At 74.3% G+C, this 15,754-nt stretch carries 17 protein-coding genes; 7 read left to right on the top strand and 10 right to left on the bottom strand.

Annotation, left to right across the window (positions count from 1 at the left end; all coding sequences use genetic code 11):
• The first annotated feature begins 2 nt into the window (after positions 1-2).
• The gene (locus OG295_RS06795) at positions 3-650 is read left to right on the top strand and encodes a precorrin-8X methylmutase (protein ID WP_266843378.1); all 648 of its coding nucleotides are present in this window, start codon (positions 3-5) and stop codon (positions 648-650) included.
• Positions 647-2,146, top strand: a complete 1,500-nt coding sequence (locus OG295_RS06790; protein ID WP_371676048.1) for a precorrin-2 C(20)-methyltransferase — start codon at positions 647-649, stop codon at positions 2,144-2,146. Before OG295_RS06795 ends, OG295_RS06790 begins: the two co-directional genes overlap by 4 nt.
• A 133-nt stretch (positions 2,147-2,279) precedes the next feature.
• On the opposite strand, the gene OG295_RS06785 is transcribed toward OG295_RS06790, so the two are convergent.
• From OG295_RS06785 to cbiE, 4 genes are all read right to left on the bottom strand, one after another.
• A complete protein-coding gene (locus OG295_RS06785; protein WP_371676047.1) occupies positions 2,280-2,780 on the bottom strand; it encodes a hypothetical protein in 501 nt (166 codons plus the stop codon).
• A 114-nt stretch (positions 2,781-2,894) separates the two neighbouring features.
• On the bottom strand, positions 2,895-3,650 hold the full coding sequence (locus OG295_RS06780; protein WP_371676046.1) for a cobalt-precorrin-6A reductase: 756 nt from the start codon (positions 3,648-3,650) through the stop codon (positions 2,895-2,897).
• The gene (gene cobM / locus OG295_RS06775) at positions 3,640-4,389 is read right to left on the bottom strand and encodes a precorrin-4 C(11)-methyltransferase (RefSeq protein WP_371676045.1); all 750 of its coding nucleotides are present in this window, start codon (positions 4,387-4,389) and stop codon (positions 3,640-3,642) included. Before cobM ends, OG295_RS06780 begins: the two co-directional genes overlap by 11 nt.
• Positions 4,386-5,633 carry a precorrin-6y C5,15-methyltransferase (decarboxylating) subunit CbiE gene (gene cbiE, locus OG295_RS06770; RefSeq protein ID WP_371676044.1) on the bottom strand — a complete coding sequence of 416 codons (1,248 nt, stop codon included), beginning with the start codon at positions 5,631-5,633 and terminating at the stop codon, positions 4,386-4,388. The genes cobM and cbiE overlap by 4 nt, the downstream gene beginning before the upstream one ends.
• Before the next feature lie 244 nt (positions 5,634-5,877).
• On the opposite strand from cbiE, the gene OG295_RS06765 reads away from it, so the two are divergent.
• Positions 5,878-6,825 (top strand): oxidoreductase, encoded by a 948-nt coding sequence (locus OG295_RS06765; RefSeq protein ID WP_371676043.1) that lies wholly within the window; start codon positions 5,878-5,880, stop codon positions 6,823-6,825.
• Between the two features lie 17 nt (positions 6,826-6,842).
• Here OG295_RS06765 and OG295_RS06760 read toward each other — a convergent pair whose 3' ends face one another.
• The 4 genes from OG295_RS06760 to OG295_RS06745 form a co-directional block, all read right to left on the bottom strand.
• Positions 6,843-7,154, bottom strand: a complete 312-nt coding sequence (locus OG295_RS06760) for a hypothetical protein (protein WP_371676042.1) — start codon at positions 7,152-7,154, stop codon at positions 6,843-6,845.
• A gap of 25 nt (positions 7,155-7,179) precedes the next feature.
• On the bottom strand, positions 7,180-7,413 hold the full coding sequence (locus tag OG295_RS06755; protein WP_371676041.1) for a hypothetical protein: 234 nt from the start codon (positions 7,411-7,413) through the stop codon (positions 7,180-7,182).
• A gap of 195 nt (positions 7,414-7,608) precedes the next feature.
• Positions 7,609-7,932, bottom strand: a complete 324-nt coding sequence (locus tag OG295_RS06750; protein ID WP_371676040.1) for a DUF6415 family natural product biosynthesis protein — start codon at positions 7,930-7,932, stop codon at positions 7,609-7,611.
• Between the two features lie 96 nt (positions 7,933-8,028).
• Complete coding sequence (locus OG295_RS06745; RefSeq protein WP_371676039.1) at positions 8,029-9,276, bottom strand: helix-turn-helix domain-containing protein; 1,248 nt, start codon at positions 9,274-9,276, stop codon at positions 8,029-8,031.
• 303 nt (positions 9,277-9,579) lie between these two features.
• Between OG295_RS06745 and OG295_RS06740 the strand changes: the two genes are divergently transcribed.
• Complete coding sequence (locus OG295_RS06740; RefSeq protein WP_371676038.1) at positions 9,580-10,980, top strand: FAD-dependent oxidoreductase; 1,401 nt, start codon at positions 9,580-9,582, stop codon at positions 10,978-10,980.
• Positions 10,981-11,172: 192 nt separating this feature from the next.
• Here OG295_RS06740 and OG295_RS06735 read toward each other — a convergent pair whose 3' ends face one another.
• A complete protein-coding gene (locus tag OG295_RS06735; RefSeq protein ID WP_371676037.1) occupies positions 11,173-11,760 on the bottom strand; it encodes a pyridoxamine 5'-phosphate oxidase family protein in 588 nt (195 codons plus the stop codon).
• 183 nt (positions 11,761-11,943) lie between these two features.
• Here OG295_RS06735 and OG295_RS06730 point away from each other — a divergent pair, with 183 nt between their 5' ends.
• The 3 genes from OG295_RS06730 to OG295_RS06720 are packed head-to-tail and all read left to right on the top strand — an operon-like array spanning position 11,944 to position 14,644.
• A complete protein-coding gene (locus OG295_RS06730; protein WP_371676036.1) occupies positions 11,944-12,774 on the top strand; it encodes a lysostaphin resistance A-like protein in 831 nt (276 codons plus the stop codon).
• Positions 12,771-14,036 carry a sensor domain-containing protein gene (locus OG295_RS06725; protein WP_371676035.1) on the top strand — a complete coding sequence of 422 codons (1,266 nt, stop codon included), beginning with the start codon at positions 12,771-12,773 and terminating at the stop codon, positions 14,034-14,036. Before OG295_RS06730 ends, OG295_RS06725 begins: the two co-directional genes overlap by 4 nt.
• On the top strand, positions 14,000-14,644 hold the full coding sequence (locus OG295_RS06720; protein ID WP_371676034.1) for a response regulator: 645 nt from the start codon (positions 14,000-14,002) through the stop codon (positions 14,642-14,644). The genes OG295_RS06725 and OG295_RS06720 overlap by 37 nt, the downstream gene beginning before the upstream one ends.
• On the opposite strand, the gene OG295_RS06715 is transcribed toward OG295_RS06720, so the two are convergent.
• Positions 14,641-15,732 (bottom strand): IS630 family transposase, encoded by a 1,092-nt coding sequence (locus tag OG295_RS06715; RefSeq protein WP_371676033.1) that lies wholly within the window; start codon positions 15,730-15,732, stop codon positions 14,641-14,643. The two genes, OG295_RS06720 and OG295_RS06715, sit on opposite strands and share 4 nt — an antisense overlap.
• Positions 15,733-15,754: the final 22 nt, after the last annotated feature.

The raw sequence follows: 15,754 nt of genomic DNA, 5'->3' as shown, positions 1-15,754 counted from the left end.
AAATGAGCGAGTACACCGTGTTCGAGTACGAGAAGGACGGCGCCGCGATCTACCGCCAGTCCTTTGCCACGATCCGCGCCGAGGCGGACCTCTCGGGGCTGCCCGCCTCCGTCGCCCAGGTCGCGGTGCGCATGATTCACGCCTGCGGGATGACGGACCTGCCCCAGGACCTCGGCTACACCCCCGAGGTCGTGCTCCGGGCGCGCGCCGCGCTGGCCGCGGGCGCGCCGATCCTGTGCGACGTGCAGATGGTGGCGAGCGGGGTCACCCGCAAGCGGCTGCCCGCCGACAACGAGGTGATCTGCACCCTCTCCGACCCGGCCGTGCCGGAACTCGCCGCGAAGATGGGCACCACGCGCAGCGCCGCCGCCCTCGAAGTCTGGCGCGACCGGGGCCTGTTGGAGGGCTCCGTGATCGCCGTCGGCAACGCGCCCACCGCGCTGTTCCGGCTGCTGGAGATGATCGAGGAGGGCGCCCCGCGCCCGGCCGCCGTGATCGGCGTGCCCGTCGGCTTCATCGGCGCCGCCGAGTCCAAGGACGCCCTCGCCGCCCACGCCTCGGGCCTCGACCACCTGATCGTGCGGGGCCGGCGCGGCGGCAGCGCCATCGCGGCCGCCGCCGTCAACGCGATCGCGAGCGAGGAAGAATGAGCACCAGCGCCACCCCGGGCAAGCTGTACGGCGTCGGACTCGGCCCCGGCGACCCCTCCCTGATGACCCTGCGGGCCGCCGAGGTGATCGCCGAGGCCGACGTCATCGCCTACCACAGCGCCCGCCACGGCCGTTCCATCGCCCGTTCGATCGCCGCGAAGCACCTGCGTTCCGACCACGTCGAAGAGCCGCTGGTCTACCCGGTCACCACCGAGACCACCGACCACCCCGGCGGCTACCAGGGCGCGATGGAGGAGTTCTACGAGGCCTCCGCCGCCCGCCTCGCCGCGCATCTGGACGCGGGCCGCACCGTGGCCGTGCTCGCCGAGGGGGACCCGCTCTTCTACGGCTCGTACATGCACATGCACAAGCGGCTCGCGGACCGGTACGAAGCCGAGGTGATCCCCGGCGTCACCTCCGTGAGCGCCGCCGCGGCCCGGCTGGGCACCCCGCTCGTCGAGGGCGAGGAGGTACTGACGATCCTGCCCGGCACCCTGCCGGAGGAGGAGCTCACCGCACGCCTCGCCGCCACCGACTCCGCGGTCGTCATGAAGCTCGGCCGTACCTTCCCCGGCGTGCGCCGGGCGATGGAGGCCAGCGGGCGGCTGCCCGAGGCCCGTTACGTGGAACGGGCCACGATGGAGGGCGAGCGCACCGGCGTCCTCGCCGACACCGACCCGGACACCGTGCCGTACTTCGCCGTGGCCGTCGTGCCCAGCCGGATCGGCAACCCGGGCAGCGTGCCGTCCGGCCCCGGGGAGGTCGCCGTCGTCGGCACCGGGCCCGCCGGGCCGCTGTGGCTGACCGCCGAGACCCGGCGGGCGCTGGCCGACGCGGAGGTCCTCGTCGGGTACACCACGTACCTGGACCGGGTGCCGGTCAAGCCGGGCCAGGTGCGGCACGGCTCCGACAACAAGGTGGAGTCCGAGCGGGCCGAGTTCGCCCTCGACCTCGCCCGCCGCGGCAAGCGGGTCGTCGTGGTCTCCGGCGGGGACCCCGGCGTCTTCGCCATGGCCACCGCCGTCCTGGAGGTCGCCGGCCAGCCCGAGTACGCGGACGTGCCCGTGCGGGTGCTGCCGGGCGTGACCGCGGCCAACGCGGCGGCCGCCGCGGCGGGCGCCCCCCTCGGCCACGACTACGCCACCATCTCGCTGTCCGACCGGCTCAAGCCGTGGGAGGTCATCGCGGAGCGGCTGCGCGCAGCGGCCGCCGCCGACCTGGTGCTCGCCCTGTACAACCCGGGATCGCGCAGCCGGACCTGGCAGGTGGCACAGGCCAAGGAGCTGCTGCTGGAGCTGCGTTCGCCGCAGACCCCGGTGGTCGTCGCGCGGGACGTGGGCGGCCCGGAGCAGTCGGTGCGGATCCTCGCCCTGGACGCGCTGGAGCCGGCCGAGGTGGACATGCGCACGATCCTGCTGATCGGCTCCTCACAGACCCGGGTGACCGAGCGGCCCGACGGCTCCCGGGTGACCTGGACCCCGCGCCGCTACCCGTGACCGTGCCCGCCTGAACTCCCGGGCGCGGGGGCCCCGGTGGGGGTCCCGTGCCCGGGGGAGGGGCGCGGAAGGCCCGCGCGGGTCGGCCCGCGCGGCCCGTCGGGGAGTCGGGGCAGCCCCGGACGGCCTCGGGTCAGCCCGCGCAGCCCGCCAGGGCGTCGGCGCAGCCCTGGACGGCCTCGGGGTCCAGGGTGAGCAGCTGCCACGACAGCACCCCGACCGGCGGCGAGTCGTCCTGCGGCTTCGGTTCGATCTGCGCGGTCAGCGGGGCGCCCACCGGGAGGTTGAGGCGGGTGACCTCCCCGGCGGTACACGCCACGTCGAAGGTGCGGTCGCCGGGCCCGCCCTCCCGGGACAGCACGAGGGTGACGTGCGTCTCCTCCTCGCTGTCGCAGGCGATGTCGAAGCGGTACGGGCGCTCCCCGCCGGTCTCCAGGGTCTTCTCCAGCCCGGAGCGCAGGAACCCGGTGCCCCGCGCCGTCACCCGGCCCTCCCCGGCCCCCTTGCCGAGGCTCTCGTCGGCACGCTGCAGGGCGTCGTCGGGCGCCCACGCCCGGGGGGCCGCTTTCTCGCCGCATCCGGTGACGAGCGCCGTGACGGCCAGGATCAGGACGAGGGAGTGACGTATCCGCATTCCCTCAGCCTAGAGGGTGCGGCGGCAGGCCGGGACCGGCCGGAAGAGCCCGTTTCACCAGGGACTTAGGCTCCGCCGGCCACCCCGCCGGTCCGTGCCGCCCGCGGCCGGGCCCTACGTGTCGAGCCAGCGCAGGGCCGCCTCCACCGACGGGGCCTCGGCGACCCCCTGCGGGACCGCGGGGCGGCGTACGACGAGGACCGGGATCCCGGCCTCCCGGGCGGCGGTGAGCTTGGGGGCCGTCGCGGACCCGCCGCTGTCCTTGGTGACCAACAGGTCTATACGGTGCCGGGCGAGCAGCTCCCGTTCGTCCTCCAGCGTGAACGGACCCCGCTCCAGGAGCACTTCGAGGCACGGCGGCACCGGTCCGGCCGGCGGGTCCACCGAGCGCACCAGGAACCAGGGCTCGGTGAGGTGCGCGAAGGTGTGCAGGCCCATCCGTCCCGTCGTCAGGAACACCCGGCGGGCCTCCAGTTCCGGCAGCAGCGCGGCCGCCCCGGCGAGGGAGTCCGCGAACGTCCAGGCGTCGCCCGGACCCGGGGTCCAGCCGGGGCGGCGCAGCGCCAGCAGCGGTACTCCCGTGAGCGCCTCGGCCTCGGAGGCGTGGAAGCTCATCCGCTCCGCGAAGGGGTGCGTGGCGTCCACGACGTGGGTGACGTCGTGGCCCACGATCCAGCCGGCCAGCCCGGCGATACCGCCGAAACCGCCGATCCGGGTCTCGCCCGGCGGCAGCACCGGCGCGGCGACCCGGCCCGCCAGCGAGGTCGTCACCCGGTACGCGGGGTGGTGCTCCAGCGCCTCCGCGAGGCGGCGGGCCTCCGTGGTGCCGCCCAGGATCAGGACGTGCGCCCGGGAACCGTCAGCAGACATGCCGGTCGCGCTCGGGGGAGTACAGGTGGCTGTCCGGGAACTGCTCCGCGCCCAGCGTGCGGCCCACGATGATGACGGCGGTGCGCACCAGTCCCGCCTCCTTCACCCGCGGCGCGATGTCGGCCAGGGTGCCGCGCAGGATCAGCTCGTCGGGGCGGCTGGCCATCGCGACCACCGCCACCGGGCACTCGGCGCCGTAGTGCGGCAGCAGCTCCTCCACCACCCGGTCGACGTACCGGGTGGCCAGGTGCAGCACCAGCAGGGCCCCGCTGCGGCCGAGCGTGGCCAGGTCCTCGCCGGGCGGCATCGGCGTGGCCTGCTGGGCGATCCGCGTCAGGATCACCGTCTGGCCGACGGTGGGCACCGTCAGCTCCCGCTTGAGGGCGGCCGCCGCCGCGGCGAAGGCCGGAACGCCCGGGACCACCTCGTACGGGATCCCGGCCGCGTCGAGGCGCCGCATCTGCTCGGCCACCGCGCTGAAGACCGACGGGTCCCCGGAGTGCAGCCGCGCCACGTCCAGGCCCGTCTCGTGGGCGCGTACGCACTCGGCGACGATCTGGTCCAGGTTCAGCTGCGCCGTGTCGACCAGGCGGGCGTCCGGCGGGCACTCGGCGAGCAGCTCGCGCGGGACCAGGCTGCCCGCGTACAGGCAGACCGGGGCGGCGGCCAGGGTCCGCGCACCGCGCACCGTGATCAGGTCGGCGGCGCCGGGGCCCGCTCCGATGAAGTACACGGTCATGTCTGATCCTTCTCCTTGGTAACCGACCATTGGGTGACCGGCATCGCCTGCCGCCAGCCGGTGAAGCCGCCGACCGGCACGGCGTGCGAGACGGCCAGCTTCACCAGGTCGCCGCCGTGGCGCCGGTAGCGCTCCGCGAGCACCGCCTCCGACTCCAGGGTGACCGTGTTGACCACCAGCCGGCCGCCGGGGGCCAGCGCCGCCCAGGCGGCGTCCAGCAGTCCGGGCGCGGTCAGCCCGCCGCCGATGAACACCGCGTCGGGGGCCGGGAGTCCCTCCAGGGCCGCCGGGGCGGCGCCGACCACCACGCGCAGTCCGGGCACGCCCAGGGCCGTGGCGTTACGGGTGATGCGCGTGGCCCGCTCCGGTACGCGCTCCACCGCCACCGCCCGGCAGGACGGGTGCGTCCGCATCCACTCGATGCCGATGGAACCGGAGCCGCCGCCGATGTCCCACAGGAGCTCGCCGGGGGCCGGGGCCAGCGCGCACAGCGTCGCGGCGCGCACGTGCCGCTTGGTGAGCTGCCCGTCGTGCTCGTACGCGGCGTCGGGCAGGCCGGGGGTCGCGCCGAGCCGGGGAGCCGGATGGGTCCGGTCGCGGCGGCATTCGACGGCGACCACGTTCAGGGGGGCGCCCGGCGGTCGGTCCCAGTGCTCCGCGACGCCCTCGTACGCGTCCTCGTCCTCGGAACCCAGCTGTTCCAGCACCCGCATCCGGCTCGGGCCGAAGCCGCGCCCGCGCAGCAGGGCGGCGATCTCGCCGGGGCTGCCGGCACCGCCGCTCAGCACCAGGACCCGTCGGCCCTCGTGCAGCGCGGCCGTGAGCCGGGCCACCGGGCGGCCGACCACCGTCACCACCTCGGTGTCCTCGACCGGCCAGCCCAGGCGGGCGCACGCGTAGGACACGGAGGAGGGGTGGGGGTGGATCCGCAGGGCGTCCGGGCCCAGCTCCTCGCAGAGCGCGCGGCCGATCCCGTAGAACATCGGGTCGCCGCTGGCCAGCACCGCGATCCGGCGCCCCGCGTGCTCGGCCATCAGCTTCGGCACGGCCGGGCGCAGCGGGCTCGGCCAGGCCACCCGCAGTCCGGCGCAGGGGTCGGGCGGCAGCAGGTCCAGCTGCCGGGGCCCGCCGATCAGTACCTCGGCCGAGGCCAGCGCGGAGCGCGCGCCGGCGGTGAGCCCGGCCCAGCCGTCGGCGCCGAGGCCGACCACCGTCACGGGGAGGGGAGGTGCTGCGGAGCTCACGGAGAGGTACCTCGGGGGCGGGAGAAGGGGGAACGTGAGGGACGGCTCCGCAGCTTACCGGTGGCTCCGCCGGGCCCTCGGTGGCAGGGTGACCTGGGCGGGAACGGTGGCGCCGGCCGCTCACACCCCGAACGCCCCGGCCCGGCCCCGGCCTCCCGGCCCGGGGAGGGCGGGGGTCCTGACGGGTCGGGGCGGGGGGTGAGTAGGGTGACGGGGATCGTTCATCCGTGCCGAGGGAGCCGCCGTGACCGGCTGGAACGCCACGAACATTCCCGACCAGGGCGGCCGGACCGCCGTCGTGACCGGGGCCAACAGCGGCATCGGCTACGTCACCGCCCGCGAGCTCGCGCGCCGCGGTGCGGCCGTGACCCTGGCCTGCCGCAGCGCCGCGCGCGGGCGTGCCGCGGTGATCCGGCTGCGCGGCGAAGTGCCGGGCGCGGAGGTGGAGTTCGCCCCGCTGGACCTGGCCGACCTGTCCTCCGTACGGGAGTTCGCGCGGGCCTTCGGGCAGCGCCGCCCCCGCCTCGACCTGCTGGTGAACAACGCCGGGGTGATGGCGCTGCCGTACGGGCGGACCGCCGACGGGTTCGAGACGCAGTTCGGGGTGAACCACCTCGGGCACTTCGCCCTGACCGGCCTGCTGCTGCCGAGGCTGCGGGCGGCCGGCCCCGGGGCCCGGATCGTCAACGTCTCCAGCGGCTTCCACGTGCTCGGCGACGTACGTCCCGAGGACCTCGACCCCGATCCCGCCCGGGGCGCGGACGGCTACCGCCGCTGGATCGCCTACGGCCGTTCCAAGAGCGCCAACCTGCTCTTCACCCACGAACTGGCCCGGCGCTTCACGGCCGCCGGGGCCACGATCACCGCCGCGGCGGCGCACCCCGGCTACGCCTCCACCAACCTGCACGCCGGGGCCTCCGCCCAGGAGGGCCGCACGCTCGCCTCCCGCGTCATGGCCCTCGGCAACGGCGTGCTCGCCCAGCCCGCCGCCTCGGGCGCCCTGCCCACCCTCTACGCGGCCACCGCCCCCGGCGTCGGCCAGGACGCCTTCTTCGGTCCCCGCCTCGGCTGGCGCGGCGCGCCCGTACCGTCCTGGCGGGCGCGCCGCACCTTCGACGACGCGGCGGGGGAACGCCTCTGGGCCGCCTCCGAGAAGCTCACGGGAGTCTCGTACGCGTCGCTGCCGCGCTGACGGTACGGGGAGACGGGTCAGCGCTGTGGTGCCGTCCGGCCGCGGTAGGAGCGGGCGGCGACGAGAAGGCCGATCCCCCAGACCAGGAACTGTGGGATCCCGTAGACGACGATCCACCGGCTGAAGATGCCGGTGCCGTTCCACTGGACGACGGTCAGGGCGGCGGCCCAGACGGTGTAGAGAAGGAGGAAGGCCGCGACGGCGAAGGCCGTGGAGGCCAGCGTCCGCGGCGGGACCCTGCGTCCCGCGACCAGCGGCACCCAGCGCGGGAACACGAGCCCCCGCGGCCGGACCAGGCTCAGCGCCAGGACGCCGGCGAGCGCGGCCATCTCGGCGAGGGCGGCCCGGCCGGGGTCAGTAGAACATCCAGGCCGGGGTCAGGTTGCCGTTGATCGTGAACATCACTTCCCCGGCCACGCACGGCGGGTCCTGGTTCGCGACGGCGGCCGCCTGGCTCGGGTCTCCGTAGTTGCCCATCCAGCGCCAGCGCTTGAGCGATCTCTGCGCGGCGATGCGTTGCTTGATCTCGGCCCCTTCCTCTACGGAAAGGACTCGATCAGCCGCGATGTCGTCGTCCTGCTTCCCCATGCCGTTCCTCCTGCTTCGTAGCTGACTGTGACGGTCGACTACAGAATGTGTCCGACCGTACCGATGTGCTAGTCGCGAGGTCGGCGTGTCGGCCCGAGGGGTGCAACGTCTACCGTTTTGGCCCTGGGGCGGGTGTCGCCGCGGCGGCCGTGGGGGCTGCGACGGTGCCGTGGAGCAGTTGTCGTCCGGGCTCGGTCACCGGGGGCTGCTCGGCTGCTCGTTCAGGGTGGAGGCGAGGCTGCGCAGGATGCGGGCCAGGGTGCGGGCGTAGTTCCAGTTCGCGTGGTCGCCGCGCCCCGTCGGGCCGGCGTCGACGAAGTACGTCCACTCGGCCAGGGCGGACCCGGCGCGCTCGGTCCGCCGCTCGCCGGGGACCGCGCCCACCTCGGCGTGCAGCGCCTCCCCGCCGGTGATGAGGTCGTCGACGAGCCGGGCCACGGCCTCGGCGTCCGGTCGGTCCGAGTAGGGCACCAGTGCCCGCCCGATGAGCCGCTGGATGTCCGAACCGTCAGGATTCATACGGGTGCTCCCTACCGTCGTCCGCGAGTACCGGGACGACGGTAGGGGCCACGGCGGGACGCCAGGGGCACGGATTGTGCCCCCTGCGTCACGCCGTCACGCGGTCAGCATGCCGAGGCGGGTGGCCAGCTCGGACGCCCGGCGCCGCCGTCGGGGGGACTTGGCTTCCGCCTCCTCCAGAATGATCCGGCGGGCGTGCCCGTTGTACCGGACGGTCTCCGGCGCCGCCTCGTGGGCCTGCTCCAGCGTGGCCAGTGCCACGTCGGGCTGGGCGTCGAGGTGGTACGCGCGGGCCTGCTCGATCCGGTGCCGGGCCCGGCGCGGCCGGGACGGGATCGCTTCGGCTTCCGCCCGGGCGGCCTGGCGCGCCGACTCCCCGCCGGCGTGCAACTCGACCGCCACGGTCACCGCGTGCGCGCCGATGACCGCTCGCGAGAACGACGTGACCGGGTGGAAGTAGCCGGCGGGGAGGGACTCGGCCAGGGAGCGGGCGTCGTCCCAGTACCGCCACGCCGTACCCGTCTGCCCGCGGCGCGCCGCCGTCAGCCCGGCCTCGACGGTCAGGGCTCCGGCGACCGCGCGGACGTCCGTGCCGGCATCGGGGAGGAGCGGCTCCAGGTACCGCAGGGCTTCCAGGGTGACCGCGTCCGCGGCGTCCAGATGCCCGCCCTCGCGGTGTGCCTGGGTGGTCAGCCACGCGGCGAGGCCGATGGCGTGCGGGTCCTCGGAGTCCTGTGCGGCCGTCATGCCACGCTCCGCGACACGCCAGACCAGCGGTGCGTCGGGCTGGTAGGCGCAGAAGAACTGGGCCAGGAAGTAGGTCTCCGCCAGCCTGGCCTGGGCGGCCTTGCGGTCGGCGATCGTCCCGGCGGCCCTGACCGCGCACTGCGCGTCCCGGATCAGGTCCGGCAGCAACGAGCCGATGACGTCCCGGTGGTTCGGCGCGGAGTGCCGGGCCTGCCACGCCTTCGACAGCCGGGCCGACAGGTGGGCGGCGGACGGCGCCTCGCGGCCGTCACCGCCGAACCGGAACGTGTTGAGCGCTTCGCGGACCGCGGCGAACCGCGGGTGACCGGGTCCGGTGAACAGATGGACCCGCATGGACTGGTCCCCCGTGAGGTCGGACAGGTCCCGGACGCGGAGCACCTCGGCGATCCGCAGGATCACCGGCAGCGCCGGCGTCTTCAGCCGGCCGGTCTCGATGGCCTTCACCCAGGAGCCGGACCGGCCCACGAGGCCGCCGAGTTGGTCACGGGTGAGGCTCCGGCGGGTGCGGAGGATCTGCATCCTCTGGCCGAGCACCAGCGGATCGCGGTACGGGTCCGGGACAGCATCGGTAGACATGGCGGCCTTGCCCCTCTCCTTGCGGCTCGTCTCCTTGAGGCTCGTCGCTGCCAGCGTAGGGCGCGGGCCCCTTCCGTGCGGTCCGGAACGCACGCAAACCCCTTCCCCCGCCGCCCGTCGGGTCGCGGGGAGGCCGCTGGGCGGCATCGCGGGAGACGGCGTACGCCCCGACACCCGGCCGGTGTTGATCGTGTTCGTGGGCCTCGCGGCAGCGTTGCCGTGCCTCCGTCCGCCCCCGGTGTGCCTCCGTCCGCCCCGGCCGGGGGCTCACCGCGAGGGTTGCGGCCGCCGGACACTCGCACCATGGACGACACTCCGGACAACCACTCAGAAGGCCGCGACCACGCGGTGGTGCTCGGCGCGGGCCTGGCCGGCCTGCTGACGGCGCGGGTGCTCGCGGAGCGGTTCGCGCGGGTCACCGTCGTGGAGCGGGACGAACTTCCCGGCGAGGGGCCGGAGTTCCGGCCCGGGGTCCCGCAGTCCCGGCACGCGCACGTGCTGTGGGCGCGGGGGCTGGAGGCGATGGAGCGGCTGCTGCCCGGGATCACCGGCGAGCTGACGGCCGGCGGAGCCGCCCTGCTGGACTCGCCCCGGGACTTCCTCTGGCTGAGCCCCGCCGACTGGTTCGGGCCGCTGCCCGGCACCCGGGTGCTGCTCGCCAGCCGCGAGCTGACCGAGTGGACGCTGCGCCGGGCCGTGTTGCGCGACCCGCGGATCCAGGTGCGTACGGGCCGCCTGGTCACCGGACTCGTCGCCGGGGCCGACGGCCGCTCCGTGGCCGGGGTGACCCTGCGCGAGGACGGCCCCGTACGCGCCGGGCTCGTCGTCGACGCCACCGGGCGGACCTCCAGGACCCCGGCCTGGCTGGCCGCCCTCGGCCTCCCCGCCCCGGCCGTCACCCGCTACGACTCCCACCTCGGCTACTCCAGCCGCACCTACCGGATCCCGCCGGACCCGGCGCGCCGCTGGCAGGGCATGTACGTGCAGGGCCGCCCGGACAGCCCGCGCGGCGGCGTCCTCGTGCCGGTCGACGGGGACCGCTGGCTGGTCACCCTCATCGGCAACGGCGAACACGCCCCGCCCACCCGGGATCCCGGCTTCCTGGAGTTCGCCCGCGGCCTGCGCAGCCCCGCCCTGTACGACGCCATCCGCGACGCGGAGCCGCTGTCCGAGCCCGCCGGTTTCCGCGGCACCGCCAACGAATGGCGGCACTACGAGCGCCTGGAGCGGCTGCCCGACGGCCTCCTGGTGGCCGGGGACGCCGGCTGCCGCTTCAACCCGGTGTACGGGCACGGGATGACCGTCGCCGCCCTGGGGGCGGAGGCCCTGCGCGAGGCCCTCGCCGGCCTGACGGCGGACCGGATCCCGGCCGCGTCCCGCGAACTCCAGCGGCGCACCGCCACGGCTGCCTCCGTCGCCTGGCAGATCGCCACCAGCGAGGACCTGCGCTACCCCGGCACCGAGGGGCCGCCGCCCGACCGCGCCACCCGGGTCCTCCAGCACTACATGTCCCGGGTGATGGTCGGCGCGAACACCGACCCCGAACTCTCGGCGCCCTTCTTCGGAGTCCTCTCGCTGACGGAGCCGCCCGCCACCCTGCTCAGCCCGTGGACCGTGCTCCGCGTCCTGTCCAAGTGGCGCCTGCCCACGTCCCCGCAGGCCCCGGCCTACCCACCCCATCACCCGGCGCCCGGCACGGACTAGGGGGTGTCTGACGGATATCCGCGGCGTCGCGACGCCCGGCACGCACTCTCGCCGCACCGACCGAAAGCCCAAGTACGTCCAGTACGCGGGCTTCCGGTCGGCACGCCGAGAGCACGCACCGGACGCCGCTCCTTCCCCACGGACATCCGTCAGACACCCCCTAGAGGCGGGGCCGCGGGCGGCGGCGGTCGCTCAGAAGTCGGCGGGCGGCAGCGGCAGGGGGAGCCCGGGAAGGCCGTCCATGCTCCGGGCGATGTGGTCCTTCTTGGCGAAGTACGCGCTCAGCGAGGCGTCGTCCTCGCGTGCGAAGCGCTTGCCGTGCAGGTCGCGGTCCTCGTCGTACGACATGAAGGGCACCCCGTACCCGCAGGAGTCACGGACGAGTTCGGCCGTCACCACGATGATCGCGCGCAGCCCGTGCAGGGTCGGGTCGATGTCGGGGAAGTGGGCGAGCAGTTCCTTGAAGCGCGGGTCGTCACGGAAGACGGGCTCGCCCCGGCCGTGCACCCGCACGATGTTGGGCGCTCCCTGGAAGGCGCACCACATCACCGTGATCCGGCCGTTCTCCCGCAGGTGGGCGATGGTCTCGGCGGTGCTGCCGGCGAAGTCGAGATAGGCGATCCGCTGCTCGTCGAGCACGGCGAAGGAGCCCTTGAGGCCCTTGGGGGAGAGGTTGACCGTGCCGTCGCCGACCAGCGGGGCGGTCGCGGTGAAGAAGATCGGCTGCTGCTCGATGAAGGTGCGCAGCCGGCCGTCGATGCGTTCGTAAGTCTTTCCCATGTCTAAGGATTATGTGAGGAAAACATTCGCTTGTCTAACGAATGAAACCGGTCCGGGGTGGACCTGGGGTAGACCTGGATGCACCCCCGCCCGGGTGCCGGGTGCAGTGTCCGGGGCCGTCGTGCCCGGCATCGTCGTCCTCGTCGGGAAACGGACGGACGGACGGGCGGGACGGTCATGGCGATGGCGGACGGCGTGGAACGGGTGGGGCGCGGTGGGACGTGGGGGGCGGCGGGGGTGTTCACCGCGGTGGCCTTCGTGGCGGCCGGGGCGCTGGGGGCGGTACAGCCGGCCACCGGCGTGCCCACCGAGGTGGTGCAGCTGACCCAGTTCGGGCCGGCCGCGGGGGTGGGCGTGATCGCCCTGTACCGGTGGAGGCGGACCCGCGAACTGCTGCGGGGCGGAGGCGGCGGGAGGGGTGTCGGGCGCGCGGCGGGGCTGCTCGGGTCGGCGGTCTTGATCGTCGCGCTCACCGTGCTCGCGTACGGGACGCTCCGCGGGGGCGTCGGCTTCACGCCGCCGGGGGCGCTGCACCACTCCTTCGCCCTGATTGCGGCGGCGCAGCTGGTGGGGGCCTGCGGTGAGGAGATCGGCTGGCGCTGCTTCCTCCAGCCGCTGCTGCGGACCCGGTGGGGGACGCTCGTCTCGTCGGTGACGGTGGGCGTCGTGTGGGGTGCCTGGCACGTACCGGTCTTCGCGCAGGCCCCGGCCTACGCCGCGGGCTTCCTCGTCGCCACCGTGGCCATGTCGGTCGTCCTGGGCACGGCCCTCGACGGTACGGGCGGTCCGTACCGGCTGCTGCTCGCGGGCGGCTTCCACGCGCTCGTCAACCTCGGACTGCTCCTCTTCATGGACGAGGAGTCGGGGGCGGTCACGCCGATGCTCTGCTTCGGGCTCGCCTGCCTTGCGGTGGCCCTGGCGTGGGTGGGGCGGCGGCGCGCGTCGGCGGCGGCCCCGGCCCCGGCGCCCGCGTCGGAGGCCGTGCCCGCGCCGACTACCCTGCACGGGACATGAGTTCGACAGCCGCCCGCTCCCGCGCGGGGACCCTCTACGCCCTGACCGCCGTCGGCCGCTGCCACCTGGCCGGACTGCTCGGCCTGGCGGTGGTGGCCTGCGTGGGGCCGGCCGTCGTCGGCGCGCTGCTGTTGCTGCCCGTCGGAATCGGCCACCGGCTGCTGCCGCCCGCCGCGGCCGTGCTGCGCCGGTGCGCCGACCGGGCCCGGGAGCGGGCCGGGCGCTGGTCGGGGGTGCCGGTCAGCCCGCCCGCCCCGCTCCCGCGGACGGCGGGGGCCCGCGCGGTCCTGGCCGACGCCGGGTTCTGGCGCGACCTGGGCTGGGCGTGGCTGGAGCCCCTGGCCGGCGGCCTGCTGCTCGCCGTGCCCCCGTCGCTCCTCGTGTACGGGGCGTTCGGGGCGTTCGTCCAGCCGTTCGTGTGGCGGCTGCTGGGCGACGGCAACTGGTACGGGTTCGTCCCCGTGCGCGGCACCGTCGGCATGCTCGCGGCGCTGCTCCTGGGCCTCGCCTTCACGGCCGCCGGTCTCCTCCTGGCCCCCGCCGTGCTGCGCCTGCACGCGCGCTGGAGCCGGCTGCTCCTCGCCGCGCCCCGCACCACCGAACTCGTCCGCCGCATCGACCAGCTGACGGACACCCGGGCCGTCGCACTGGACGAACGGGCGGACGAACTCCGGCGCATCGAACGGGACCTGCACGACGGGGCCCAGGCCCGGCTCGTCGCGTTCGGGATGCGCCTCGACGGCGCGACGCGCCTGCTGCACGATCCGCCGGCCGCCCGCGCCGCGCTGCTGGAGGCGCGCGAACTGTCCGCACGGGCCCTGGAGGACCTGCGCGACCTTGTCCGGGGCATCCAGCCGCCGGTCCTCACCGACCGGGGCCTGGGCGACGCCGTGCGCTCCCTGGCCCTGGACAGCTTCCTCGACGTGCACGTCGAGGTCCGCCTGGCGGGACGGCTGCCGGCCGCGGTCGAATCAGCCGCCTACTTCGCGGTCAACGAGCTGCTGGCCAACGCGGCGAAACACTCCGGCGGCGACCGCGTCGACATCGTCCTCACCCACGGCGAGGGGCGGCTGCGCGTCACCGTCACCGACGACGGGCGCGGCGGGGCGGATCCCGCCCGGGGGACCGGGCTGCTCGGCGTCCGGGCCCGATTGGCTACCTTCGACGGGAGCCTCGCCCTGCACAGCCCGCAGGGCGGACCGACCACAGTGACCCTGGAGATCCCGTGCGCGTCGTCCTTGCCGAAGACCTCTTCCTCCTGAGGGACGGCCTGGTCCGCACGCTCCGGGAGCACGGCTTCGACGTCGTCGCCGCCGTCGACAACGGCCCCTCGCTGCTGCGCGCCCTGGTGGAGGAGAAGCCGGACGTCGCGGTCGTCGACGTACGCCTGCCGCCGACCTTCACCGACGAGGGCCTCCAGGCCGCCCTCGAAGCCCGCCGCCGCCACCGCGGGCTGCCCGTCCTCGTCCTGTCCCAGTACGTCGACCAGCTCTACGCGAACGAGCTCCTGGCGAGCGACGACGGGGGCGTGGGCTACCTCCTCAAGGACCGGGTCACCGACACCGGCCAGTTCGTCGACGCAGTACGGCGCGTCGCCGCGGGCGGCACCGTCCTGGACCCGAAGGTGATCGGCCGGCTGCTGTCGCGCGGCGACGCCCGGGGCACCATCTCCGCCCTCACCCCGCGGGAACGCGACGTCCTGGAACTGATGGCGGAGGGCCGCTCGAACGCCGCCGTCGCGGCGGCCCTGCACTTCAGCGAGAGCGCGGTCGCGAAGCACACCGCGAGCATCTTCGCCAAACTCGGCATCGCCCCGTCCACCGAGGACAACCGCCGGGTCCTGGCCGTCCTCGCGTACCTGCGCCGCTAGTGACCTGAGTCAGAGATTCGGTGGCAGTAAGCGGCGACTGTGTCGAGGATCTCGTCGGCGGTCTTCGTCCAGACGAAGGGCCGGGGCTGGTTGTTCCAGTCGGCGAGCCAGGCTCGGATGTCGCGTTCGAGGGCCTGGACGGAACGGTGGACGCCGCGCTTCAGCTTCTTCTGTGTGAGCTCGGCGAACCACCGTTCCACCAGGTTCAGCCATGAGGCACTGGTGGGTGTGAAGTGCAGGTGAAAGCGAGGGTGCGCCAGCAGCCACTTCTTGATGTCGGGTGTCTTGTGGGTCGCGTAGTTGTCGAGGATCAGGTGGACCTGAAGATCTGCCGGGACCTCCTTGTCGACCTTGGCCAGGAACTTCTTGAACTCGGCGGCCCGGTGGCGGCGGTGGAGGGAGCCGATGACCTTGCCGGTCGCGACCTCGAGGGCCGCGAAGAGGGTGGTGGTGCCGGCGCGGATGTAGTCGTGGCTTCGGCGCTCGGGAACGCCCGGCATCATCGGCAGAACTGGCTGAGACCGGTCCAGGGCCTGGATCTGCGACTTCTCGTCCACGCACAGGACCAAAGCCTTCTCCGGCGGGTCCAGACAGAGGCCGACAACATCACGGACCTTGTCGATGAACAGCGGATCCGTCGACAGCTTGAACGTCTGCGACCGGTGCGGGGCCAGTGCGAACGCCCGCCAAATCCTTGAGACGGTCGACTGCGACATCCCCGTGGCCGCGGCCATCGACCTCGTCGACCAATGCGTCGCGTTCTTCGGCGTCTCCTCCAGCGTTTTGACGATCACCCGCTCGACATCGGCGTCGGTGATCTTCCGCGGGACGCCCGGACGCGGCTCGTCGCCCAGCCCGTCCAGGCCGTGCTCGATGAAGCGCCGCCGCCAGGTGCGGACCGTGTCCGGAGCGACCCCAAGCCGCCGCGACACCTCCATCACCGAATGGCCTTCCGCGCACTCCAGCACGATCCGCGACCGCTGAGCCAAAGCCTGCGCCGTCGAACGACGACGTAACCAGCCCTCCAGCACAGCACGCTGGGCATCAGTGACCGACAACGGCGGAATCTTCGGACCAGGACGACTCATACCCAAACCAACGACAAACCTC

Origin of the sequence: Streptomyces sp. NBC_01276 (assembly GCF_041435355.1) — a bacterium.
Classification (GTDB): Bacteria; Actinomycetota; Actinomycetes; order Streptomycetales; family Streptomycetaceae; genus Streptomyces.
Note: the sequence above shows the minus strand (reverse complement) of the source record. Positions and strands in the feature narration are given on the sequence as shown.

Bases quoted from the DNA above. Each gene is read 5' to 3' on its own strand.
- OG295_RS06740 (WP_371676038.1), top strand. From the start codon at position 9,580: ATGGACGACACTCCGGACAACCACTCAGAAGGCCGCGACCACGCGGTG.
- OG295_RS06715 (WP_371676033.1), bottom strand. From the start codon at position 15,732: ATGAGTCGTCCTGGTCCGAAGATTCCGCCGTTGTCGGTCACTGATGCC.
- OG295_RS06735 (WP_371676037.1), bottom strand. From the start codon at position 11,760: ATGGGAAAGACTTACGAACGCATCGACGGCCGGCTGCGCACCTTCATC.
- OG295_RS06785 (WP_371676047.1), bottom strand. From the start codon at position 2,780: ATGCGGATACGTCACTCCCTCGTCCTGATCCTGGCCGTCACGGCGCTC.
- OG295_RS06790 (WP_371676048.1), top strand. From the start codon at position 647: ATGAGCACCAGCGCCACCCCGGGCAAGCTGTACGGCGTCGGACTCGGC.
- OG295_RS06760 (WP_371676042.1), bottom strand. From the start codon at position 7,154: ATGGCCGCGCTCGCCGGCGTCCTGGCGCTGAGCCTGGTCCGGCCGCGG.
- OG295_RS06750 (WP_371676040.1), bottom strand. From the start codon at position 7,932: ATGAATCCTGACGGTTCGGACATCCAGCGGCTCATCGGGCGGGCACTG.
- OG295_RS06730 (WP_371676036.1), top strand. From the start codon at position 11,944: ATGGCGGACGGCGTGGAACGGGTGGGGCGCGGTGGGACGTGGGGGGCG.
- OG295_RS06755 (WP_371676041.1), bottom strand. From the start codon at position 7,413: ATGGGGAAGCAGGACGACGACATCGCGGCTGATCGAGTCCTTTCCGTA.
- OG295_RS06795 (WP_266843378.1), top strand. From the start codon at position 3: ATGAGCGAGTACACCGTGTTCGAGTACGAGAAGGACGGCGCCGCGATC.
- OG295_RS06780 (WP_371676046.1), bottom strand. From the start codon at position 3,650: ATGTCTGCTGACGGTTCCCGGGCGCACGTCCTGATCCTGGGCGGCACC.
- cobM (WP_371676045.1), bottom strand. From the start codon at position 4,389: ATGACCGTGTACTTCATCGGAGCGGGCCCCGGCGCCGCCGACCTGATC.
- OG295_RS06745 (WP_371676039.1), bottom strand. From the start codon at position 9,276: ATGTCTACCGATGCTGTCCCGGACCCGTACCGCGATCCGCTGGTGCTC.
- OG295_RS06725 (WP_371676035.1), top strand. From the start codon at position 12,771: ATGAGTTCGACAGCCGCCCGCTCCCGCGCGGGGACCCTCTACGCCCTG.